This is a genomic window from Pseudomonas sp. YNh (genome assembly GCF_037993085.1).
GTDB lineage: Bacteria > Pseudomonadota > Gammaproteobacteria > Pseudomonadales > Pseudomonadaceae > Aquipseudomonas > Aquipseudomonas putida.
This window is the reverse complement of sequence record NZ_JBBMRJ010000004.1, coordinates 132794-155365: the sequence shown is the minus strand read 5'-3', so window position 1 is coordinate 155365 and position 22572 is coordinate 132794. Positions and strand designations below refer to the sequence as shown.

The window sequence follows — 22572 nt, the reverse complement described above, 5'->3', positions numbered from 1 at the left end:
GCCGGCAAGCCAGCTCCCACAGGGTCATCACAGGGCTCGAGGGCTGTGATGACCCTGTGGGAGCTGGCTTGCCGGCGATGGGCCGCACGGCGGCCTCCTCAGGGCTCACCCTCGATCCCGACCACTTCAATCACCTGATCCCCCACCGGCCGCCGCCAAACCACTTCATCCCCAGGCCCCGCGCCCAGCAACGCCCGCCCCAGTGGCGAACCCCAGTTGATCAACCCCTGCCCGGCATCCGCTTCATCCTCGCCCACCAGCTGCACCACCTGCTCCTGGTCCTGCGCATCGACAAACCGCACCCGGCTACCAATCTGCACCTTGCTGTGTGAGGTGGCTGCCGGCACCACCTGGGCACTCTGCACTCGCGCACTGAAGTAACGCAGGTCCCGCTCGGTATCGGCCAGCCGCTGCTTGTCGCCACGTTCGCCCTGCGCCTGCAGTTCGCTGCGCAAGGCATTCAGCTCGGCCACGCGGGCCTGGAGCTGGCGCAGGCCGTTGGCGGTGAGGTAGTTGGGTTGTTCGCTGACACGACGCTCGACCGGCTGGTCGGCCTGGGCGGCAGCCTGGTCTTCATTGACGAATGCTCGGCTCATGCTGGGCCTCCTATGTGCAGGAGACCATCATGGCAGGCCGCCGGTTTCAAGGAATGTCCGTTTGCGACTCAGTTGTGGCGATAAGCCTTGGCCGCGCCACGGTCCTTTTCCTGTTCCCAATCGCGGTCGCGCTGGTCCCAGAAGCGTTCGTGGTACTCGCGCTGTTCTTCACTGTTCTGCATGGCGTGGCACTGGCGGAAGCCGTCGTCCCAGCCGGTTTCGTACTGGCGCTCGTGCAGGTAGCGCGGCACGTTCTTGCTGAAGCCGCCCACCATCAGCCCGGCCGCCTGCCGGCCGCTGCTGCAGCCATCCTCAAAGCCATCGGCATAGGCAGGGGGATAACCATGGTTGAGCATGTGCTCGTGGGTGGTTTCGCAACCTGACAGCAACAACGCAATGCACACGCCGAACCAGTACCGCGACATGACCACCAGACCCTCCCGTTTATAGTGGGAAGTCTAGGTGGCCATTTGTCGAGGAGCTGTCAAAACGGTGTCAAAGAGTCGATTGGATCACTCAGTAGTGGTACCACTTCAATTCGAGCATTACCTCGTTCTGCGCGGTAGCCAGGTGGCTGAACTCGCGCGAGGCACTCAACCGCAGCCCAAGGTTCTGGCTGATCTCCCACTGCTGGTTCAGGCTCACACTGCGCCGCACTTCGCCGTTGGTGAAGTAATCACCCTTTGCCTCCAGCGTCAGGTTGCCCAAGCCGTTGCGCCACAGTAGCCCGCCATTGAACCCTGCCGCCGGGGCGATGAACTGGGCGAAGTCGTTGTGATGCTCGACCCGCACCGTACCGAGGGCAAAACCCAGCAACCCGTCGGCCAGTTGCCAGGTGCCACCGGCGCCGCCGTTCACGTGGCTTACCAGCACCTCGTCATCATGCTTGCCCGGCACCCGCTCCAGGCCGCCGGCCACTTGCCACGACCAGGGTTTGAGCAGCTCGTTGCGAGGTGTCAGCGAGCGAATGGTGGCCAGGTCCAGGCGCTGCACCTGCCAGTCATTACCCTCGTACTGGCGCACCTTCAGCTGCAGGATCTCGATTTGCGCCCCCAGCGGGAAGCCGTAGGCATTGTCGTTCAGGTCGTGGTAGGCCATGCGCAGGCCGTACTCGGCGTAGGCGCGGTCTTCACGGGTGCCCACGCCCAGTTGCCAGGTGCGTGAGTCATGGCCGTCTTCAGGCAGGCCGGGGCGCTCGATATGCAAGGGCGGCGGCGGGTTGCTGTTGATCGCCCGCAGCAGCTCGAAGCTGCGTTTCGCCTGCCCAGGGTCACGTTCCTGGCCATTGGCCCGGTAACGCTCAAGGCGATAGGCGGCGTCTTGTACCAACGCCTGGCGTTCGCGGGGCAGGGCCTTGAACTCAGGGCTCTGCAACTGTGCAGTGTTGGCACTCACGGCCAGCACCTGACGCTTTTCGTCGTGGTCCAGCGGCTCTGCCCGGGCCAGCAGTTCACGTTCGCGGGAAGGGCGGTAGACCTCGCTGGCGACCAGGCCGGACTGTTTCACGGCCTTCACCGTATCGGTCGGGATGGCGGTCAGCGGGAACTGCGAGGTCAGGTCCAGGCTCGGCCGGGCCACTTGCAGCAGCTCCAGCAGGCGATACGAGCAGTTTTCGTCGAAGAAGAAATAGTCGAACTGGATCTGCTTCAACTCCCACACATGCTCGACCATGCGCCCGGTTTCTTCGGGGGTGAGGTCCAGCTGGTATTCCCACAGGTCGCGGTTTTCCAGGCTGCGGTATTCGGACAGTTTTTCCTGGTAGGGCATCAGCGCGAACAGCCCTGGGTAGCCGCCCATCAGGCCCTTCCAGGCGTACAGGATGCTGTTGTCGCTGCCTTCGATGTAGGCCCCGAAGTTGATCGCGTAGCTCAGCAGCGTGGTGTCGTCGCTGCGGGTGTTGGACTGGTCGATGCGCAGCAGGGTGTGGCCGAACATCGAAGACGGGCTGTTCAGGTAGGCCGCCGGAAAGATAAGCGCGGCGCTGTGCGGGTCGATCGACTTGTACCAGGTCTTGAACTCCTGGCAGTCCGGTTGCGGCAAGCCTTGCAGGTCAAGCTGTTCGCGCAGCCAGCGGGTGCGGGCGGGGAATACGCATTGGGCGTGCTTGTCGCCCAGGCTGGCCGGGGCATACAGCGCTTCGACCGTGGCTTGCAGCTCTTGGTCGGGGTGGTGCGCACCGTCCTCGGCGAGGAAGAAGGCATCATCGTCCACATAGCTACGCCAGCCGCCGAGCTTGGCGGTTTCGTAGTGACCAATGGCGAGCCAGTAAGGGGTATTGGCCAGTTGCTGGAGACGGCCTTGATCCAGCACGGGCGCGGCATGAACAGGGGCGCAGGCACACAGCGCCAGGGAAGCGAGGCGTTTGAGCATATCGGGCAACTACTTCTTCACGATGCCGAAAAAGGCGAAACCCGCCCCCGTGGGGGCGGGAACAGCGGTGCTTAGGCCTCGGTAGCGTATTTGGCCAGGCGTGGGTCGCTCTTCAGAACGGCCAGGGTGTTGGTGTGGACAGTTTCGGCAGTGACGTCGGCGCTGCTGAAGATCTGGTTGAAGTGCTGGTGGGTAACCGAGTTGAAGTAGACGCGGTCTTCCGGGGCCACGCCAAGCACTACGGCATAGGTGGTCAGTGCTTCGCCCTGGCCCATGGCCATGTCTTCGGAAAGCTCGTTCATCATGCCGTTCATGGCAAACCAGGACTTGCCGCCGTAGGTCAGCGAAGCCTTGGTCGAGCAGCCGTTGGTGCCGGAGGTCATGCCGAAGGTGGCGTTACCGGAAGTGCCGTTGGTGGTAGAAGCCAGGAAGTGTGCCGGAGTGCCGCGCTGGCCTTCGAACAGCATGTTGCCCCAGCCGCAGTTCGGGCCGCCAGGCGCTTCGGCCATGGCGTTGAGCGAGACCACGGTGAACAGAGTACCCAGAAGAATCCGTTTCATAGCATTTGTTCTCTTTGTCTTAACCAAGGGTCAGGGTTTCTGGCAACTCGGTTGCCAGGTCGGGAAAGCTTTTCACCCACCCGCGCAGCTTGGAGTTTAGGCACGATCTAAAGGTTGCGTTGTTGATTGCGAAAAATTTGCTGTTACATGACCTGCACTGGCTGCGACCTGCCGCGATATAAAGTCCCGTAGAGCCTTGCAAGGCGCGCTGGGGCAGCGCCAGAATGCTGCTCATCTGCCCCGCCGAAGTAAGGAAACCCAATGCCCGATCCTGTCGCTGCGCGCCTGCGTCTCGCGCCTGAAGCCCTGACCCGGCGTTTCTCCCCCGAGCAGTTTGCCTTTACCCATACCGACGATCTGGAGCCGTTTCGCGGAGTCCTGGGCCAGGAACGTGCTGTCGAGGCCCTGCAGTTCGGCGTGGCCATGCCCCGCCCCGGTTACAACGTATACGTGATGGGCGAGCCCGGCACCGGGCGCTTCTCGTTCGTCAAGCGCTACCTCAAGGCCGAGGGCAAGCGCCAGCAGACCCCGGCCGACTGGGTCTACGTCAACCACTTCGATGACACCCGCGAGCCCCGCGCCCTGGAATTGCCGTCGGGCAGCGCCGGTGCGTTCATCGCCGACATGGGCGGGTTGATCGACAACCTGTTGGCCACCTTCCCGGCAGTGTTCGAGCACCCGTCGTACCAACAGAAGAAAGGCGCCATCGACCGCGCCTTCAACCAGCGCTACGACCGCGCCCTGGATGTGATCGAGCGGGCATCGCTGGAAAAGGACGTGGCCTTGTACCGCGATGCCAGTAACGTCGCCTTCACGCCGATGGCAGAAGGCAAGGCGCTGGATGAAGCCGAGTTCGCCCAGTTGCCTGAAGCGGTGCGCGAGCAGTTCCACGAAGACATTGCCTTGCTCGAGGAACAGCTGAACGAAGAGCTGGCCAGCCTGCCGCAGTGGAAGCGCGAGTCGAACAACCAGCTGCGCCAGCTCAACGAAGAAACCATCACCCTGGCCTTGCAGCCGTTGCTGGCGCCGCTGTCGGAAAAGTACGCCGAGAACGCAGCGGTGTGCGCCTACCTGCAGTCGGTGCAGCTGAACCTGCTGCGCACCGTGGTCGAGCAACTGGTCGACGACAGCAAGACCGACGCCGCCGCGCGCAAGCTGCTGGAAGAGCAGTACGCCCCAAGCCTGGTGGTCGGCCACCATGCCGCCGGTGGCGCGCCAGTGGTGTTTGAGCCGCACCCGACTTACGACAACCTGTTCGGCCGCATCGAATACAGCACCGACCAGGGCGCGCTGTACACCTCGTACCGCCAGCTGCGCCCAGGCGCGTTGCACCGTGCCAACGGCGGCTTCCTGATTCTTGAAGCCGAGAAAATGCTCGGCGAGCCGTTCGTGTGGGATGCGCTCAAGCGTGCGCTGCAGTCGCGCAAGCTGAAGATGGAGTCACCCATCGGTGAGCTGGGCCGTGTGGCCAGCGTCAGCCTTCAGCCGCAGATGATTCCGCTGAACGTGAAACTGGTGATCATCGGCTCACGCCAGCTGTACTACGCGCTGCAGGACCACGACCCGGACTTCCAGGAGATGTTCCGCGTGCTGGTGGACTTCGACGAAGACATGCCCATGGTCGACGAGAACCTGGAGCAGTTCGCCCAGCTGTTGCGTACCCGCACCAACGAAGAGGGCATGGCGCCGCTGACCAGTGACGCGGTAGCACGCCTGGCCACCTACAGCGCCCGCCTGGCAGAGAACCAGTCACGCCTGTCGGCGCGTATCGGCGACCTGTTCCAGCTGGTCAGCGAAGCCGATTTCATCCGTCAGCTGGCCAGTGACGAAATGACCGACGCCGGGCACATCGAACGTGCGCTCAAGGCCAAGGCCACCCGCACCGGGCGTGTTTCGCAGCGGGTGCTGGACGACATGCTGGCCGGCATTATCCTGATCGATACCGAAGGGGCGGCCATCGGCAAGTGCAACGGCCTGACCGTGCTGGAAGTGGGCGATTCGGCGTTCGGTATGCCGGCGCGTATCTCTGCCACCGTGTACCCGGGCGGCAGCGGCATTGTCGACATCGAGCGCGAGGTCAACCTTGGCCAGCCGATCCACTCCAAGGGTGTGATGATCCTCACCGGATACCTGGGCAGCCGCTATGCCCAGGAATTCCCGCTGGCGATTTCAGCGAGTATCGCCCTGGAGCAGTCCTACGGTTATGTGGACGGTGACAGCGCCTCGCTGGGCGAAGCGTGCACGCTGATCTCGGCCTTGTCGCGCACGCCGCTCAAGCAGTGCTTCGCCATCACCGGTTCCATCAACCAGTTCGGTGAAGTGCAGGCCGTGGGTGGGGTCAACGAGAAGATCGAGGGCTTCTTCCGCCTGTGCGAGGCGCGTGGCCTGACTGGCGAGCAGGGGGTGATCATTCCGCGTGCCAACGTGGCCACCCTGATGCTCGACGAGCGCGTGCTGCAGGCTGTGGAGAACGGCATGTTCCACGTTTACGCGGTCAGCCAGGCCGATGAGGCGCTGAGCCTGCTGGTGGGCGAGGAGGCCGGGGTGCTTGATGACCAGGGCCTGTTTACCGAGGGCAGCGTTAACGCCCGGGTGGTGGAGCGCCTGCGTGAAATCGCCGAAATGATCAGCGAGGAAGACATCGAGAAGGCAGAAAAAGAACGCCTGGAAGAGGTGATTGCCCAAGCCAAACCGGCCTGAGTCAATAAACCGGCGCTGGCGGCGATGTGCTACCGTTCAGCGCCGGTTTTCCATCTTTTGGTGCTGTTATTCTATGCTGGAACTTAAGGACGGTATCAGCGTTCAGGATGGAAACAGCCTGGTGTTCAGGCTGAACAAGGCTTATTGGAGGGGACGCGGCCATGCGCAACCTCAGCCTCACACGCCAGTGCCTGGGCCTGGTGACCCGCATCGAATGCAGCATTCGCCCACTGGCCGGGGATAACGGCATGTGGACGCTGCTGTTCGCCGCCGGCATGGCCGGTGAGCAACCTTCCGCGATAAAGGCTCAAGGGCCGTTTCATGGGCCGTTGGTGGCCGAATCGGTGCTTAACGCCATTGTCGACAGCCTGACCTTGCATGGCTACCAGGTATCCGAAGACCCGCAGATCTGGTGCTTGCACCTGCAGGCCCAGTTGCGGCGGATCAATGGCGAGCGGTGCCGGAACCTGGGGGATTATCAGTTTCATCCTGAGACCTGATTGATGCCGGGGGCCGCTTTGCGGCCCATTCGCAGCACAAGGCTGCTCCTACAAGGGACTGTGATCTCCTGTAGGAGCAGCCTTGTGCTGCGAATGGGCTGCAAAGCAGCCCCCATTCACCGGGCTTTTGCTGTAACAGGTGGCTGGCTATACTCGTTGTCGTTTTTTTAGTCACCTGACGAGTCCCAAACCCTCCATGGAACGTATTCTCGAAAACGCGATGTATGCCTCGCGCTGGCTGCTCGCCCCCATCTACTTCGGCCTGTCCCTCGGCCTGTTGGCCCTGGCGCTGAAATTCTTCCAGGAAGTGGTCCACGTCCTGCCCAACGTCTTTGCCCTGAGCGAAGCTGACCTGATCCTGGTGATCCTCTCGCTGATCGACATGTCGCTGGTGGGTGGCCTGCTGGTGATGGTGATGATCTCCGGCTACGAGAACTTCGTCTCGCAACTGGACATCGACGACAGCAAGGAAAAGCTCAACTGGCTGGGCAAGATGGACTCCTCGTCGCTGAAGATGAAGGTGGCTGCGTCGATCGTGGCGATTTCGTCCATTCACCTGCTGCGGGTGTTCATGGATGCGCAGAACATCTCCACCGACTACCTGATGTGGTACGTGATCATCCACATGACCTTTGTGGTTTCGGCGTTCTGCATGGGCTACCTGGACAAGCTGACCAAGCACTGAGCCCGGTTGTTGCCTGCACCGCCCGTCTGTTGCAAAACGGACGGGCGGTGTCGTTTCTGGCTTGTGCTTTAGTCTCACCTGTACGAAAAATGAGCACTCATGCGTGGTTCTCATCGCGAGGTGCTTACATGAACCTGCATCAGCTCAATCTCGAGGCCAGGGCTGGCCATGTCGACGAAGTGAACCTGATCGCCATCGAAGGCGGCGATTACCTCATTGAAGCCCGGCTCAAAGGCCGCGCCCACCCGTTGTCTGACACCCGTGGCGAGCGCTTGCGCGTGCACTCGGTGGAGGATGCACGCAAGTTGCTGCAAACCATCCCCATGGTCTCGATGAACCTGGTGCACTGGTCGGTGCAGGATGAAATGTGCGGCATGGGTTCGCACCCCGAAGAAGACCTCAAGGTGCCGATTTCCCAGCGTTCGGCCTGGTAGCTGCTCGCAGCTCATCAGTGTGCTAGGCTGCTCGCCCTTTTCATCAAGGGCGCGGCTGCACTGCGCCCTGCAGTGGAGCACGACAATGTCCGAACTCAATCTGTCTACCGACGAAACGCGCGTCAGCTACGGTATCGGCCGTCAGCTGGGCGGCCAGCTGCGCGACAACCCGCCACCAGGTGTTAGCCTGGAAGCCATCCTGGCCGGCCTGACCGACGCCTTCAACGGCGCCGACAGCCGCGTCAGCGAAGCCGACCTGTCGGCCAGCTTCAAAGTGATCCGCGACATCATGCAAGCCGAAGCGGCTGCCAAGGCTGAAGCCGCTGCTGGCGCTGGCAAGGAATTCCTGGCTGAAAACGCCAAGCGTGATGGCATCACCACCCTGGCTTCGGGCCTGCAGTTCGAAGTACTGACCGCAGGTGAAGGCGCCAAGCCGACTCGCGAAGACAACGTGCGTACGCACTACCACGGCACCCTGATCGACGGCACCGTGTTCGACAGCTCCTACGAGCGTGGCCAGCCGGCTGAATTCCCGGTTGGTGGCGTGATTGCTGGCTGGACCGAAGCCCTGCAGCTGATGAATGCCGGCAGCAAATGGCGCCTGTACGTGCCGAGCGAGCTGGCCTACGGCGCCCAAGGCGTTGGCAGCATCCCGCCGCACAGCGTGCTGGTGTTCGACGTCGAGCTGCTCGACGTTCTGTAATACCGCTTCGGCCGCGTTGCGGCCCATTCGCGGCACAAGGCCGCTCCTGCAGGAATATGCGATCCCTCGGCGGGATGCGTCCCCTGTAGGAGCGGCCTTGTGCCGCGATCGAGGGCGAAGCCCTCGCCGGGGCCCTCAGTTCCAGTCTGTTCCCATCGGGCGCAATGCCCGCGCATAGCAGAACAGAAACAGGTTGCGCACCAGCTCCTTGAGCACCCCCGGTTCACTCGAATTCAGCCCGCTCATGTCCAGGTCGCCCTGGTCACGCAGTTCGTCGAGCGCTTCTTCTTCAAGCACCGCGCACACTTCGCCGGTTTCGCGATGAAGAATGCGCAGGTAGGGGTGAGGGCGGTCAAGCCAAGCGTCAATCAGATAAGTCATGGCTATTCTCCTTGGATACCAGTTCCAATGAGAATAATTCTTATTATCAGAATAGCAAGCGACAATTGGCCTTTTTTTCTGTAATCAGACTTTGCGAACGAACTCGGACTTCAGTTTCATGGCGCCGATACCGTCGATCTTGCAGTCGATATCGTGGTCGCCGTCGCACAGGCGGATGTTCTTGACCTTGGTGCCGACCTTGACCACCAGGGACGAACCCTTGACCTTGAGGTCCTTGATCACGGTGACGGTGTCGCCGTCCTGCAGGATATTGCCGACCGAGTCCTTCTTCACCGCCTCGTCGCTGGCCGCTTCGGCGTCGCCACTGGCAGACCACTCGTGGGCGCATTCAGGGCAGATCAGCTGAGTGCCATCCTCATAGGTGTACTCGGAATTGCATTTTGGGCAGGGTGGCAAAGTGCTCACTTCGGTTCCTCAAACAAACAGACGGGCGGTTAAAAACCCACATTGTAAAAGGTATTTTCCCAGAAGTGATTATGTCCGGACAAAACGCATCGCGGGCAAGCCTGCTCCTGCAGGCGACGCAATCCTGCAGGAGCGGGCTTGCCCGCGAATGAAGGCGACTCGTTCTGTCAGTGCGTACGCGCGACCGCAAACTCGCTCAGCTCGACCAGGGCATCCCGGTACTCACTGGCAGGCAGCACTTCGAGGCATGCAATGGCGCGCTTCACATAGTCGCGCGCCAGCTCTGCGGTGTACTTAAGCGCGCCCGACGCTTCGACCGCCAGGCGGATCTGTTCCAGATCCTCAAGGCCGCCCTTCTGGATCGCCTGGCGTACCAGCGCAGCCTGCTCGGCAGTGCCTTCGCGCATGGTGTAGATCAGCGGCAGGGTAGGTTTGCCCTCGGCCAGGTCGTCACCGACGTTCTTGCCCAGGGTTTGCGAATCGCCCTTGTAGTCCAGCAGGTCGTCGACCAGCTGGAAGGCCACGCCCAGGTGGTCACCGAAGGTGCGCAGGGCTTCGCGCTGCTCGTCGGTGGCTTCGGCCAGCGCAGCGGCGCTGTGGGTCGAGGCTTCGAACAGCATCGCGGTCTTGCCGCGGATGACCTCCATGTAGATTTCCTCGGTGGTGCTGGCATCGCGTACCCGCGACAACTGCAGCACTTCACCTTCGGCAATCACACGGGTGGCCTTGGACAGGATCTGCATGACCGGCATCGAACCCAGTTCGACCATCATTTCGAACGAGCGCGAATAAAGGAAGTCGCCCACCAGCACGCTCGGCGCGTTGCCCCACAGGGCGTTGGCGGTGGAGCGGCCACGGCGCATGCCGGACATGTCGACCACGTCGTCGTGCAGCAGGGTGGCGGTGTGCAGGAATTCGATGGTGGCAGCCAGCAGGCGCAGGTCGTCGCCTTCGCGGCCCAGGGCCTTGCCACACAGCAGTACCAGCAGGGGACGCAGGCGCTTGCCACCGGCCGACGTGATATAGTCGCCGATCTTCGATACCAGCGGCACGCGCGAGGTCAGCTGCTTCTTGATGATCTCGTCGACGGCGCTGAAATCATCAGCCACCGCGCGGTAGAAGGTTTGGGGTTGCATCGGCTGCTCCAGTGAGGTTGCGCGGCATGCTAGGTCGCGGGTACCGGTGTGTCAAGGCGCGGTGCCAGCGGGCCGGGGGCGGCACTTGCAAGCAAAACCAGGGTTGCGTACAATCGCGCACCCTAACTTCCTGGGCAGCACCTGCCTTACGCAATTGCGCCGGGCCGTTCCAGCCTTGTGCAGCCATGCCAGCCAATACTCATCATATAAAGCGCTGGGTGAGCAGGATTATCGGAGAAATACCATGTCTTACGCAGTAATCGTTACCGGCGGCAAGCAGTACAAAGTCGCTGAAGGTGAATTCCTCAAGATCGAAAAACTGGAAGTCGCCACTGGCGAATCCGTGACTTTCGATCGCGTTCTGCTGGTCGCCAACGGTGAAGAAGTCACCATCGGTGCTCCAGTTGTTGCTGGCGCTAAAGTAGTGGCCGAAGTCGTTTCGCAAGGCCGCCACGACAAGGTTCGCATCATCAAGTTCCGTCGTCGTAAGCACCACATGAAGCGTATGGGCCACCGCCAGTGGTTCACCGAGATCAAAATCACCGGCATCCAGGCTTAATCCCCTAGATCCCCTGAATTTATTTGGAGAATTGAACCATGGCTCACAAGAAGGCTGGTGGTAGTACTCGTAACGGTCGCGACTCAGAATCTAAACGCCTTGGCGTGAAGATGTATGGCGGCCAGGTTATCAAGCCAGGCAACATCATCGTCCGTCAGCGCGGCACTGAATTCCACGCTGGCTACGGCGTTGGCATGGGCAAGGACCACACCTTGTTCGCCAAGATCGAAGGCGTGATCAAGTTCGAGAAGAAAGGCGAGTTCATGCGCCGTTACGTGAGCATCGTCGCCGCTTAATCGCGACGTCGCTCCAGAAGCCCCGTCATGCGACGGGGCTTTTTCGTTTGTGGTGAGCCTCTTGCAAAGCTGTTTGTCTGGGTTGCCGGCGTTGGTTTCTACGGTCGTACGGGGCCGCCGCGCTCATTTTTGCAAGAGCCTCATGTTTTTGATTCATTCAACTCGTCTACCGACGAGAGGCGGTTTTAATGAAGTTTGTTGACGAAGTATCGATTCGGGTCAAGGCCGGTGACGGCGGCAACGGTTGCATGAGCTTCCGTCGCGAGAAGTTCATCGAGAACGGTGGCCCTAACGGCGGTGACGGCGGTGACGGCGGCTCGGTGTACATGGTCGCCGACGAAAACCTGAACACCCTGGTCGACTACCGCTACACCCGTCACCACGAAGCCCAGCGCGGCTCCAATGGCGGCAGCACCGACTGCACCGGCAAGAAGGGTGAAGACCTGTTCCTGCGCGTGCCGGTCGGTACCACCGTGATTGACGCTTCCACCCAGGAAGTGATCGGTGACCTGGTCACCCCTGGCCAGAAGCTGATGGTCGCCCAAGGCGGCTGGCACGGCCTGGGCAACACCCGTTTCAAGTCCAGCACCAACCGTGCACCGCGCCAGACCACGCCAGGCAAGCCGGGTGACCAGCGCGACCTGAAGATGGAAATGAAGGTGTTGGCTGACGTTGGCCTGCTGGGCCTGCCAAACGCCGGCAAGAGTACCTTCATCCGCTCGGTCTCGGCCGCCAAGCCGAAAGTGGCCGATTACCCGTTCACCACCCTGGTGCCAAACCTGGGCGTGGTCAGCGTCGACCGCTGGAAGAGCTTCGTCATCGCCGACATCCCTGGCCTGATCGAAGGCGCCTCCGACGGTGCCGGCCTGGGTATCCGCTTCCTCAAGCACCTGGCGCGCACCCGCGTGCTGCTGCACCTGGTGGACATTGCGCCGCTGGACGAAAGCAGCCCGGCCGATGCTGCCGAAGTGATCGTCAACGAGCTGACCCGCTTCAGCCCATCGCTGGCCGAGCGTGAGCGTTGGCTGGTACTGAACAAGTCGGACATGGTCATGGACGACGAGCGCGATGAGCGTGTTCAGGAGGTGATCGATCGCCTGGAGTGGGAAGGCCCGGTCTACGTGATCTCGGCGATCTCCAAGCAGGGTACCGACAAGCTCAGCCACGACCTGATGCGCTACCTTGAAGACCGCGCCGACCGCCTGGCCAACGACCCGGCCTACGCCGCCGAGCTGGCCGACCTCGACCAGCGCATCGAAGACGAAGCCCGTGCCCAGCTGCAGGCCCTGGACGACGCGCGTACCTTGCGCCGTACTGGCGTCAAGAGCGTGCACGACATCGGTGACGATGACGCCTGGGATGATGATTTCGAGGACGACGAAGACGGTCCGGAAATCATTTACGTGCGCGACTGACCGGTTGCAGTACACTAAACGCCGCTCTCTGGAGCGGCGTTTTTGTATCCACGGTATCTACAGATTCGACATAGGTTGGAAGAAGATGCGAAGCAAGGTGACGGGCGCCAAGCGCTGGGTCGTGAAGATTGGCAGTGCTCTGCTGACCGCCGATGGCAAGGGCCTCGACCGCGGTGCCATGGCCGTTTGGGTCGAGCAGATGGTCGCGCTGCGTGAGGCAGGCGTGGAGTTGGTACTGGTCTCCTCCGGGGCCGTGGCTGCCGGCATGAGCCAGCTGGGTTGGACTTCGCGACCGAGCGCGATGAACGAGCTGCAGGCCGCTGCCGCGCTCGGCCAGATGCGCCTGGTGCAGGCCTGGGAGTCGAGCTTCGGCGAACACGGCAAGCACACCGCGCAAATCCTGCTGACCCATGACGACCTGTCCGACCGCAAGCGTTACCTGAACGCCCGCAGCACCCTGCGCACCTTGGTCGACCTGGGCGTGGTGCCGGTGATCAACGAAAACGACACCGTGGTCACCGACGAAATCCGCTTCGGCGACAACGACACCCTGGCAGCGCTGGTGGCCAACCTGGTCGAGGCCGACCTGCTGGTGATCCTCACCGACCGCGATGGCATGTTCGACGCCGACCCGCGCAACAACCCCGAAGCCCAGCTGATCTACGAAGCCCGTGCCGACGATCCGACGCTGGATGCCGTGGCCGGTGGTACCGGTGGTGCCCTGGGCCGTGGCGGCATGCAGACTAAACTGCGCGCCGCGCGCCTGGCCGCCCGTTCCGGTGCCCACACCATCATCATCGGTGGCCGCATCGAGCGCGTGCTGGACCGCCTCAAGGCGGGCGAGCGCCTGGGTACCTTGCTGTCGCCCGAGCGCGGCATGCTCGCTGCGCGCAAGCAGTGGCTGGCTGGCCACCTGCAGACCCGTGGCACCCTGGTGCTGGATGCCGGCGCCGTGCAGGCGCTGCGCCAGGCCAACAAGAGCCTGTTGCCGGTTGGCGTGAAGACCGTGCAGGGCAGCTTCCGTCGTGGCGAGATGGTGGTGTGCGTTGGCCCGGACGGTGTTGAAGTGGCCCGCGGGTTGGCCAACTACAGCGCCCTGGAGGCGCAGAAGATCATCGGTCAGTCGTCCGATGGTATCGAGTCGATCCTCGGCTATAGCGCTGAGCCCGAGCTGGTACACCGTGACAATCTGGTGCTGGTATGAGCCTGTTCAAGCGAGTGATTGCCGTGGTGGCGCTGGCGCTGCCAATGCTGGCCGGGGCCGAGGAAGTCGGCCAGGTGTCCACTGTCTTCAAGTTCCTGGGGCCGAACGACCGCATCGTGGTCGAAGCGTTTGACGACCCCAAGGTGGAGGGCGTGACCTGCTACCTGTCGCGGGCCAAGACTGGCGGCATGAAGGGTGGCCTGGGGCTGGCGGAGGACCGTGCGGAGGCGTCGATTGCCTGCCGTCAGGTCGGGCCGATCAACTTCAAGGGTGAGTTGAAAGACGGCGAGGAAGTGTTCAAGGAACGCACCTCGCTGGTGTTCAAGACCATGCAGGTGGTGCGCTTCCTGGACAAGAAGCGCAATACGCTGGTGTACCTGGTGTACAGCGACCGCATGATCGAAGGCAGCCCGCAGAACGCGGTGACCGCGATCCCGATCCTGCCTTGGGCTCATTGATAGCCTGTTGAATCGCGGGAGGCCTACGGCCTCCAATCGCCGGCAAGCCAGCTCCCACAGGTACTGCGCAGACCTTGAACCTTGTGCAGTACCTGTGGGAGCTGGCTTGCCGGCGAATGGGCCGCAACGCGGCCCCATACACAAATGTCAGGCCAGTTCCTCGGCCTTATCCTCGCGCACAACCGCCTTCACCTCATCCAGCCGGCTGATGAACTTCCAGTCCGCCTCGTCGATGTAGATGCCGTTCGGCCCGCTGCCGCCTTCCAGGTCGATCGCCACGTGCGCGGATACCTGTGGCTTCACACTCGCCAGAATCGGTACGAAGCCCAGCTGCAAACTGGTCTCCAGCAGTGCGGCCTGGTTGCGTTCGTCGATGTCCGCTGCTTCGTCCAGGTAGTACGGCAGGCGAATGCGCCCGGCCAGGTCGCGGTCCATCAGGTGCAGCAACAAGTACATGTTGGTCAGCGCCTTGATGGTCATGGTGGTGCCGTTGGACGCAGCGCCGTCGATGTCGGCGTGGATGATCGGCTGGCCGTTGACCTTGGTGATCTCGAACGCCAGCTCGAACAGGTCTTTCAGGCCCAGCTGGTTGTGGTTGGCTGCCACAAGGCGTGCCAGGTATTCCTTGGCCTCTTCGTTCTTGTTGTCCTGCTCGGCGCTTTGGGTCAGGTCGAACACCGACAAGGTTTCGCCTTCTTCGTACTGGCCGGCACTGTGGATGATCTGGTCGATGTGCTTGAGCGCTTCCTTGTTCGGCGCCAGCACCACGCGGAAGCTCTCCAGGTTGGAAACCTGGCGCTTGTTGATCTCGCGGTTGAACAGGGCCAGCTGGTGCTCGAGGCTGTCGTAGTCACTGCGGATGTTGCGCAGGGTCCGGGCGATGTCGGTGACCGCGGCGCGGCGTGCCTTGGCCAGGGTCAGGGCTTCTTCGGTACGGTGCGCATAGGCGTTCACCAGCAGCTGCAGGCGGCGCTCCATGTCGTCTTCGCTGTCGAACTTGGCCACGCCTTTCAGGCGCACCTGGGCGTACAGCGCCTCGATCTGGTTGTCTACCCGTTGCAGGCCTTGCCAGCTGTCCTGGTAATCGTTGAGCAGGGGCAGCAGGTTGTCCATCGAGTCGTCGATGGCTTCCATGAACGGGGTGCCGTAAGGCAGGTCGGCCGGCAGCAGCTGGCGACGGCGCAGGGCGTCTTCCAGGGTGCGCTGCTTGGACTCGAGGTCGCCGATCTGGCGGCCGACCAGCTGCAGCTTGGCCGACAGCTGCTGGACGCGCTCGGTGAAGGCATCACTGGAGCGCTTGAGTTCGTCCTGGGCGGCTTCCAGTTGTGACAGCTGTTCCAGCTTCTCGGGCTCTTCGGCGGCCAGGGTTTCGCTGCGGCGGAAGTCTTCCAGCGCCTTCTGCGCGTCCAGCACTTGCTGGTACAGGGCTTCGGTCTGCGCCTTCGAGGCGGTGCGGTCTGCGGTTACAGCCTGCTGGGTCTTGAGCTGCTTCAGCTCTTTTTCCAGGCGCTCTTTCTGGTCGCGCAGGGCGGCGCGGTCGGCAAGGGCCTGCAGCGCCGGTGGGTCGATGTGGGTGAGGTCGATGGACAGGCCCGGGGCTTCGAAACGCTCGCCCTTGAAACCGTCCAGCACCGCTTCCAGCGATTTTACCCACAGGGCGCTGTCGTCCAGCTCGATGCCACGGTCGCCCAGCGGCAGGCTGAACAGTGCACCGTTGAACAGGCGCATCAGGCGGTCGACGTCCTGCTGCGAGAACTCCTCGCGCAGGCGGGCGTAGCTGTTGTTGTCAGCGTGGTCCAGTTGCTGCTTGACCTGCTTCAGGCGTTTTTCCAGGTCGCGTACGCGCTCGTCCAGGTCTTCGGCACTGAACTGGCGCGACTGCGCCAGGGCGCCGGCCAGTTCGTCGTGGGCATCCTTGGCCGCCAGCAGCTGCTGCTCCAGTACCTTGACGTCATCGACCAGGGCAAAGCGGTGCTTGAGCACCGACAGCTCGCCCAGCCAGCGCTGGATGCCGGTGATTTCACGCTCCAGGCGCATCAGCTCCTGGGTGCCACCGCGCTGGTCGTTCTGCAGGCGGTCCTGCTCGCCACGGTAGTGCTCGGACTGGATGACCAGCTCTTCCTTGCGCGCCATGGCGTATTCCTGCCAGGTGCCCAGCAGGGTGTCGAGCACTGGCGAAATGCGGTGCAGCTTGCCACGCAGGATGTCGCGCTGGGCTACACCACCGGCCAGGGCCTCGACCAGCGGGCCGGCGGCGACCAGGGCGTTGTAGTCCTGCTCCATGCGGCGCACGTCGCGGAAGGCTTCCTCGCACGCGGCGATGTAGTCGACGCTGCCCGAACGCAGGCTGTGCTCGAAGGCGTCCAGGAACAGCTGCTTGAGCTTGGCCGCGGTGATTTCGCGCATGTGCAGCAGGTTGATGAACAGCGCGCGGAAGGTTTTCAGGCTTTGCTCGCTGGTGGAGCGCAGCGGGATCATGGTCAGGTCCAGCGGCACCGAGGTGTGGCCGCCAACCAGCAGGCGGCGCAGTTCGTCCGGCTTCAGCTCGTAGGCTTTGATGCCCAGCCGCTCCAGGTTGGTGAACAGCTCTTTCTGGCGCAGGCAGGTGTCGTTCTTCTGGTAATGGCCCAGGTCCAATTCGCCCTTGTAGGCGAAGAACTGGTGACCGAAACCGCCGCCCGGGCCGCGGCCGACCACGCCGATCACGTGCGGGCCGTGGGGCAGGCTCAGCTCACAGAGAATGTAAGAGGTGTCGCTGGCGAAGTAGAAGCGGCGCGACTGCTCGAGGCTGTACTTGCCGAAACTCATGTCTGACATGCGTGCCAGGATCGGGAACTGCAGGGCGTTGATCGACGCCGACTTACCCAGGTTGTTGGCACCGTAGACCGACAGCGGGTGTTCCAGCGGGAACAGGCCAAGGCTGTAGCCGGCGGTGTTGAGCAATGCAAAGCGGCGGATGCCGTAGCGTTCCTGGCTCATGCGTCAATCTCCTGTTGCTCTTCGCGGATGGCCCGGGCCAGGGCGTCCTCTTCGCTTTCCTCGCCCTCGAAGGGCGTGAGGTCGAGCGGATCGTCGGTGCGGTTGAGTTCTTCGGGGCTTTCTTCCTCGACCAGTACCGGGGTGGGCAGCGGCAGCACGCTATGCAGGGTGGCGGCCAGGTCGCGGTCCTGCTGCACCGAAAGGCACACATCGAGGAAGCGGTGCATCGGCGGCAGGAAGCGGTAGATGCCGCCTTCTTCATGGGCGAAGCCGAGCTGGCTCATGCGGCGCAGGATTTTTTCTTCCAGCTCGTCCACGGTCTGCACTTCGGCCTGCAGGAACAGGTCGCGGTACTTGTCCAGCAGCGACGGGAGTTCGTCGCGGCCGATGCTGCCGCCGTCCAGCACGGCCATCGGGTCACGGCCCTGGTCGGCCAGGTGCTCGACCAGGATGAAGGTGAACAGCGACAGGCGCTGCGCGGTCTTGTTGACCTGCGCGGCGGTCATGTCCGGCACGAAGTAATAAAAGCCGCGGGTATCGCACACCAGCTCGAAGCCCAGGGCCTTGAACAAAGTGCGGTACTGGTCCTGGAAGTTCGACAGCTGCGCGTACAGCTCGGGATCGCGGCGGCTGACGTGGAAGCCTTTGAACAGCTCGCGGAAGATCGGCGCGAGCTGGGACAGTTCGGAAAGATCAAGATGCATGGGCTGGGCTCGCGTTGGGTTCGGTAGGCGCGCTGGTGGCGTCTTCGCGGCTGGAGGTCAGGGCGTACGAGCGCAGGCTGACCAAGTGTTCCTGGGTGGTGTATTCGCGGCGGTCGAGGCGCTCGCGCTTGAAGCGCTTTTCCCGCGACAGGCGCGAGAACCAGTACAGCAGTTCGTCGGTGGCGCCTTCGGGTTCCTGCTCCAGCAGCCAGACCATCAGGTCGGGCAGCGGCAGGGCCTGTTCGCAGCGTTCGGCCATTTCCTTCACCGTGCGCGGTGCGCGGGGCAAGTCGCCGGATTGGGTCTTGTGGGCCTTGGGGAAGCGCGCCGGCTTGGGCTCGAAGCGCGCCAGGGCGTACACATAGGCCTCGACCTGGCTGGCACTGCCGAGGAAGGTGCTCTGCGGGCGGGTGAACATCGGCATGGCCGCCTGCGGCACGGCGTCGATGCCCTTGCGCCGGATCACCGACAGGGCCAGCGCGGCGCCACGGGTCACGGCGTTGTGACGGCGGGCTTCTTCGCGCAGCGGCAGCAGCAGTTCACGGGCGTGGCGCAGGGTCAGCTGGGCGCTGGTCTGCATTTCCAGGATGCGTGCGTGGGTGCGCAGCAGCATGTCGTCGTCTACCAGGTGGCCCAGGCGGGCCTGTTCGCCCAGCAGCTTCAGCAGCACGGTCTCGACCTTGCGCACGCCTTGTTCGAAGGCGCCGTCGGCGTTCACCAGCTGGATCATCGGCTCGACGTATTCGTCCCAGGTGGCCAGTACTTCGGCGTAACGCTGGCGCAACGGGATCTGGCGGTTGCTGGTCTTGGCCCGCTCGGCCACGGCTACGAGTGCCTGTTCGTCGTTATCGAGCTTTTTCAGTACATCGCGCACGCGCATGTCGAGCAGGCGCAGCTGGCGCGCCAGGTCGTCGCTGTCGCGGTTGTCGAAGGCGTCCTGGATATGGCCGGCGAGGCGTTCGAGGTGGCGCAGGTAGGCTTCGATCTCCAGGCACAGGCCCAGCCGGTGTTCGCGGCGCAGGTAGGCGAGGAAGTCGTGGATCTGCGCGTTGAGCTCGAAGCGGTTCGGGCTCTTGGCCACCGGGACCAGGATGTCCAGGCGGATCCACACGTCGAGTAGCTGGGTGATGTCCTGCGGGGTGCTTTCGAGCTGCTGGCGGGCCACATGCTGGCGCAACTCGACCAGGCTCAGGGTGCCCTGGTCGAAACGCTCGCACAGCGGCTCGATCAGGGCCCAGTGTTCGGCTAGGGCGCGCAGGACGCGCTTGGGTTCGATCATTGGCTTCGACTCGTTGCCAAGAAAAAGGGGGCGATTGTACTGCATCCGGGGGGGAGGTTTTCACCCCTTGGTCTGTAATGAGAGATAACCTTTTTGTTTGTGGGTGTATGGCGTTGTTTTTGTGGTGGTGTGGAGATCGAGCGCCGCGCGGGCGGCGCTCGGTCTGATAGGCGCTGCAAAAGCCACGGCGTACACGTTAGAATGCCCAACTGTCTTGAGCCCCTCGGATACCCGCCCCTTGCTGACCGAACCCCGTCGCCGCGCCTACCTTTCCGCCATGCAAGTGGTGCACTGGCTGCCGCGCGCCGAACTGCCGTTCGCCGCACCGTCGCGGCCCGAGCTGCTGCTGCCGGTGGGGCCGGTCGAGGACATGGATTTCGAGGTCAGGCCGGCACCGGCTGCAAACGAAGCGCCCGCCAGCCCCCAGGCCCGCTCCGGTGAGCGGCCGAAAATCGAGATCCCGCGCCCGGGTAGTGCGCCCAAGCCTGCCGCCAAGCCCGTCGAAGCCGAGGAGCAGCCCGCACCGCCACGGCCGGCCCCGGTGCCGCCACCGCGCTTCTCGTTGCAGTTGCTGCGCGCTGGCAGCTGCCTGCTGCTGGTCGAACTGACCACCGGTCAGCCGTTCCAGAGCCGCGACCCGTCCTACCTGCTGCTCAAGGACATGCTGCGCGCTGCCGGCCTGCCTGACGCCCCGCAGATCATCGGCGAACCGGTGCGCTGGCCGTTGCTGGTACGCGGCAACATGGACCAGGGCCCCGAAGCCGCGCGCGACTTCGTCCAGGGCTTTGTCCAGGCGCGCCTGGAAGATGCCCCGAGTACCTGCCTGTGGCTGATCGGCTTGCCGGCACTGCGCTTTGCCGCCAATGCCGATGCCGAGGCCTATTACCAAACCCTTGAGCTGGACGGCCTGGGCGATGCCTGGGCGCTGCCGGGCCTTGAATTGTTGATGGACGAGCCGCAGCGCAAGGCGGACGTCTGGAAAGCCATGCGCCAGCTGATGGCGCGCTGGAAGAGCGTTGAATGAGTGAATCGATCAGTTTCCGCCCGATGAACGAGGCGGATCTGGAAGCCGTACTTAAGATCGAATATGCCGCGTTCAGTCACCCCTGGACCCGCGGGATCTTTCAGGATGCGCTCAAGTCGTACGAAGTCTGGCTGATGTTCGATGGCCAGCAGCAGGTTGGCCATGGGGTGATCAACGTGATCATCGACGAGGCGCACCTGCTCAATATCACCGTCAAACCGGAAAACCAGGGGCGCGGCCTGGGCCTGCGCCTGCTGGAGCACCTGATGGCCCGGGCTTACCAGCTCAATGGCCGCGAATGCTTCCTGGAAGTGCGCGCCAGCAACCAGTCGGCCTATCGTTTGTACGAGCGCTACGGTTTCAACGAAATCGGCCGCCGTCGCGACTATTATCCGATTGCCGGGGGCCGTGAAGATGCCCTGGTGATGGCCTGCACGCTGCTTGAGGACTGACCTCGCACAGTCGGCGCCATCCACCGCGTAGCTTTGTTTGTTCTCTATGCAGGGATGGATAAAGAATGAAAAAACTGCTTCTGGCGGCAGGCCTGCTGATAGCGGGTACTGCCCACGCCGACCAACGCGACCTGTGGATGTTCGCCCAGTGGGCCGGCGACCATCAAACCCGTCCCTTCCGTGAAATGCTGGTGGATGCCCGTCTTTACGGTGTAGTGCCTATCCACCAACTGCTGCGTTCGGCCTCGGACTGGAAGCTGTGCCACGCGTCTCCCTTCGCCGTGCCGCCTGTCAGCAACTGGCCGGCTGTACGCTCGACCCTCTCGCTTATCAAGGTCCTCGACGGCCAAGGCATCCTGCGCCAGTTCGAGGTGGTTTCGGCCTATCGCGACCCTCGTCTGAATAAGTGCGCAGGCGGTGCTGACAACAGTGCCCATACCCGCGCCTTCGCCGTCGATATTCTGTTGCCGGCCTGGGCCGACCCTAACCCGCTGTGCCGTTTCTGGCAGCAGCATGGCCAGGTGTGGAGCATGGGCCTGGGGCGCTACCCGTCGGGGCGCATCCATCTGGATACCGCGGGCTATCGCACCTGGGGCGGCGATGGCAGCGCGGGGTCGTCGTTTTGCGTCAAACCCAAGTGAGCCAGGCAGCGCTGGCACTCGCCCATTACCCACTCTGCGAAGCGCTGGCGCTTGCCGCTGTCGTCCAGGGGCTGTGGGCTAAGCAGGTGATAAGCCGAGCCATCGCGCACAAAGCCGAACGGTGCCTGCAACTGCCCGCTGTCGAGTTCGTCGCGCACCATCAGGGCTGAGGCCATGGCCAGGCCCAGGCCGGCGCTGGCGGCCTGGATCGTCAGGTAGAAGTGTTCGTAGTCGCTGCGTTCGTTGTGCCGCGCCTGCTGGCCGCTGAGGCGCAGCCAGGTGGGCCAGGCAGCGGGGCGGGTGGTGCTGTGCAGCAGGCGTTGGCCGTCGAGCTGGGTGGGGGAGGTGGGGTGGCACACCGGGCCGATCCATTCGTCGCAGATTTTTTGGTTGAACAGCTGGTTGTCCCAGTGGAAGTCGTCGCGGCGGATGGCCAGGTCGACACCGCTGCGGGCGAAGTCCAGCGGCCCGCCGGCGGCCACCAGGTGCAACTGCAGGTCGGGGTGGTCAGCATGGAAGCGGGGCAGGCGCGGGATCAGCCAGCGCATGGCGATGGTCGGCTCGCAGGACAGCACCAGCACATTGTCGCGGGCCTGTTGTTGCAAGCGCTGCACGGCGCCTTCCAGCTGTTCGAAAATCGCCTGGGTGGTGCCTTGCAGGGCACGGCCGGCGGAGGTGAGGAAAATGGCCCGGTTACGGCGCTCGAACAGCGCCACGCCAAGGCTTTCTTCAAGCAGGCGTATTTGGCGGCTGACCGCGCCGTGGGTGACGTGCAGGTGCTCGGCGGCGCGTACGAAGCTCTCGGTCTGGGCGGCGATGTCGAAGTAGCGGAAGGCGTTGAGCGGCGGCAGTTTCATGGCATCCCTTTTTGCCTGTGCCGGCCTCTTCGCGGGTGAACCCGCTCCCACAGGGATCTCATCACACCTGAGAAAAGCACATTACCTGTGGGAGCGGGTTCACCCGCGAAGAGGCCGGTACAGGGTCTAAATATCTGTGAGTAAAACTATCAGATATGCCTCACTATAAATCGATTTTTCCTGGTTCATAAGCCCTCGATAATCCCCAGGCCT

Annotated in this window: 24 protein-coding genes; 13 read left to right on the top strand and 11 right to left on the bottom strand. The window is 63.0% G+C overall.

Annotated elements, in window-relative coordinates; all coding sequences use genetic code 11:
- Positions 1-98: 98 nt before the first annotated feature.
- The 4 genes from WF331_RS05470 to WF331_RS05455 all read right to left on the bottom strand — a co-directional run bounded on the left by WF331_RS05470 (position 99) and on the right by WF331_RS05455 (position 3526).
- The gene (locus WF331_RS05470; protein ID WP_340622713.1) at positions 99-596 is read right to left on the bottom strand and encodes a GreA/GreB family elongation factor; all 498 of its coding nucleotides are present in this window, start codon (positions 594-596) and stop codon (positions 99-101) included.
- A 68-nt stretch (positions 597-664) separates the two neighbouring features.
- Positions 665-1021: a hypothetical protein gene (locus WF331_RS05465; RefSeq protein WP_284364866.1), complete on the bottom strand. Its 357-nt coding sequence runs from the start codon at positions 1019-1021 to the stop codon at positions 665-667.
- Between the two features lie 91 nt (positions 1022-1112).
- Positions 1113-2966, bottom strand: a complete 1854-nt coding sequence (locus WF331_RS05460; protein ID WP_340622712.1) for an Lnb N-terminal periplasmic domain-containing protein — start codon at positions 2964-2966, stop codon at positions 1113-1115.
- A gap of 71 nt (positions 2967-3037) precedes the next feature.
- Positions 3038-3526 carry a DUF3015 domain-containing protein gene (locus WF331_RS05455; RefSeq protein ID WP_016501548.1) on the bottom strand — a complete coding sequence of 163 codons (489 nt, stop codon included), beginning with the start codon at positions 3524-3526 and terminating at the stop codon, positions 3038-3040.
- Between the two features lie 261 nt (positions 3527-3787).
- Here WF331_RS05455 and WF331_RS05450 point away from each other — a divergent pair, with 261 nt between their 5' ends.
- The 5 genes from WF331_RS05450 (at position 3788) to WF331_RS05430 (ending at position 8548) form a co-directional block, all read left to right on the top strand.
- Positions 3788-6226 (top strand): Lon protease family protein, encoded by a 2439-nt coding sequence (locus WF331_RS05450; protein ID WP_016501547.1) that lies wholly within the window; start codon positions 3788-3790, stop codon positions 6224-6226.
- Between the two features lie 161 nt (positions 6227-6387).
- The gene (locus WF331_RS05445; RefSeq protein WP_016484826.1) at positions 6388-6726 is read left to right on the top strand and encodes a PA4575 family protein; all 339 of its coding nucleotides are present in this window, start codon (positions 6388-6390) and stop codon (positions 6724-6726) included.
- Between the two features lie 196 nt (positions 6727-6922).
- Positions 6923-7411: a TIGR00645 family protein gene (locus tag WF331_RS05440; RefSeq protein ID WP_016501546.1), complete on the top strand. Its 489-nt coding sequence runs from the start codon at positions 6923-6925 to the stop codon at positions 7409-7411.
- 128 nt (positions 7412-7539) lie between these two features.
- Positions 7540-7845 (top strand): DUF6482 family protein, encoded by a 306-nt coding sequence (locus WF331_RS05435; RefSeq protein WP_016501545.1) that lies wholly within the window; start codon positions 7540-7542, stop codon positions 7843-7845.
- Positions 7846-7930: 85 nt separating this feature from the next.
- Positions 7931-8548, top strand: a complete 618-nt coding sequence (locus tag WF331_RS05430) for an FKBP-type peptidyl-prolyl cis-trans isomerase (RefSeq protein WP_016484828.1) — start codon at positions 7931-7933, stop codon at positions 8546-8548.
- 135 nt (positions 8549-8683) lie between these two features.
- Here WF331_RS05430 and WF331_RS05425 read toward each other — a convergent pair whose 3' ends face one another.
- From WF331_RS05425 to WF331_RS05415, 3 genes are all read right to left on the bottom strand, one after another.
- Positions 8684-8929: a PA4570 family protein gene (locus tag WF331_RS05425; RefSeq protein WP_016484829.1), complete on the bottom strand. Its 246-nt coding sequence runs from the start codon at positions 8927-8929 to the stop codon at positions 8684-8686.
- 84 nt (positions 8930-9013) lie between these two features.
- Entirely contained in the window at positions 9014-9355 is a 342-nt protein-coding gene (locus tag WF331_RS05420; protein ID WP_016484830.1) for a zinc ribbon domain-containing protein YjdM, read from the bottom strand.
- A 167-nt stretch (positions 9356-9522) separates the two neighbouring features.
- Positions 9523-10491: a polyprenyl synthetase family protein gene (locus WF331_RS05415; protein ID WP_340622711.1), complete on the bottom strand. Its 969-nt coding sequence runs from the start codon at positions 10489-10491 to the stop codon at positions 9523-9525.
- A gap of 244 nt (positions 10492-10735) precedes the next feature.
- Here WF331_RS05415 and rplU point away from each other — a divergent pair, with 244 nt between their 5' ends.
- The 5 genes from rplU to WF331_RS05390 all read left to right on the top strand — a co-directional run bounded on the left by rplU (position 10736) and on the right by WF331_RS05390 (position 14423).
- Positions 10736-11050, top strand: coding sequence for a 50S ribosomal protein L21 (gene rplU / locus WF331_RS05410; RefSeq protein WP_003247466.1), 315 nt, complete (start codon positions 10736-10738; stop codon positions 11048-11050).
- 38 nt (positions 11051-11088) lie between these two features.
- A complete protein-coding gene (rpmA, locus tag WF331_RS05405) occupies positions 11089-11346 on the top strand; it encodes a 50S ribosomal protein L27 (protein ID WP_003247464.1) in 258 nt (85 codons plus the stop codon).
- A gap of 188 nt (positions 11347-11534) precedes the next feature.
- A complete protein-coding gene (gene cgtA / locus WF331_RS05400) occupies positions 11535-12761 on the top strand; it encodes an Obg family GTPase CgtA (protein ID WP_016501543.1) in 1227 nt (408 codons plus the stop codon).
- 85 nt (positions 12762-12846) lie between these two features.
- A complete protein-coding gene (gene proB, locus WF331_RS05395) occupies positions 12847-13965 on the top strand; it encodes a glutamate 5-kinase (RefSeq protein WP_016501542.1) in 1119 nt (372 codons plus the stop codon).
- A complete protein-coding gene (locus WF331_RS05390) occupies positions 13962-14423 on the top strand; it encodes a CreA family protein (RefSeq protein WP_049278050.1) in 462 nt (153 codons plus the stop codon). The genes proB and WF331_RS05390 overlap by 4 nt, the downstream gene beginning before the upstream one ends.
- A gap of 147 nt (positions 14424-14570) precedes the next feature.
- Here WF331_RS05390 and mksF read toward each other — a convergent pair whose 3' ends face one another.
- From mksF to mksB, 3 genes are read right to left on the bottom strand one after another with little or no spacing between them, the layout of a single operon-like run.
- Positions 14571-17402 carry an Mks condensin complex protein MksF gene (gene mksF, locus WF331_RS05385; protein ID WP_340622710.1) on the bottom strand — a complete coding sequence of 944 codons (2832 nt, stop codon included), beginning with the start codon at positions 17400-17402 and terminating at the stop codon, positions 14571-14573.
- Positions 17399-18106 carry an Mks condensin complex protein MksE gene (gene mksE, locus WF331_RS05380; RefSeq protein ID WP_016501539.1) on the bottom strand — a complete coding sequence of 236 codons (708 nt, stop codon included), beginning with the start codon at positions 18104-18106 and terminating at the stop codon, positions 17399-17401. The genes mksF and mksE overlap by 4 nt, the downstream gene beginning before the upstream one ends.
- Positions 18096-19385 carry an Mks condensin complex protein MksB gene (gene mksB, locus WF331_RS05375; protein ID WP_016501538.1) on the bottom strand — a complete coding sequence of 430 codons (1290 nt, stop codon included), beginning with the start codon at positions 19383-19385 and terminating at the stop codon, positions 18096-18098. The genes mksE and mksB overlap by 11 nt, the downstream gene beginning before the upstream one ends.
- A 238-nt stretch (positions 19386-19623) precedes the next feature.
- Between mksB and WF331_RS05370 the strand changes: the two genes are divergently transcribed.
- The 3 genes from WF331_RS05370 to WF331_RS05360 all read left to right on the top strand — a co-directional run bounded on the left by WF331_RS05370 (position 19624) and on the right by WF331_RS05360 (position 21502).
- Positions 19624-20409: a hypothetical protein gene (locus tag WF331_RS05370; protein WP_041167871.1), complete on the top strand. Its 786-nt coding sequence runs from the start codon at positions 19624-19626 to the stop codon at positions 20407-20409.
- Positions 20406-20861, top strand: coding sequence for a ribosomal protein S18-alanine N-acetyltransferase (gene rimI / locus WF331_RS05365; RefSeq protein WP_016501536.1), 456 nt, complete (start codon positions 20406-20408; stop codon positions 20859-20861). The genes WF331_RS05370 and rimI overlap by 4 nt, the downstream gene beginning before the upstream one ends.
- 65 nt (positions 20862-20926) lie before the next feature.
- On the top strand, positions 20927-21502 hold the full coding sequence (locus WF331_RS05360; protein ID WP_340622709.1) for a D-Ala-D-Ala carboxypeptidase family metallohydrolase: 576 nt from the start codon (positions 20927-20929) through the stop codon (positions 21500-21502).
- Here the strand turns inward: WF331_RS05360 and WF331_RS05355 are convergent.
- Complete coding sequence (locus WF331_RS05355) at positions 21442-22359, bottom strand: LysR substrate-binding domain-containing protein (protein ID WP_063423703.1); 918 nt, start codon at positions 22357-22359, stop codon at positions 21442-21444. The genes WF331_RS05360 and WF331_RS05355 overlap by 61 nt on opposite strands.
- Between the last annotated feature and the right edge of the window lie 213 nt (positions 22360-22572).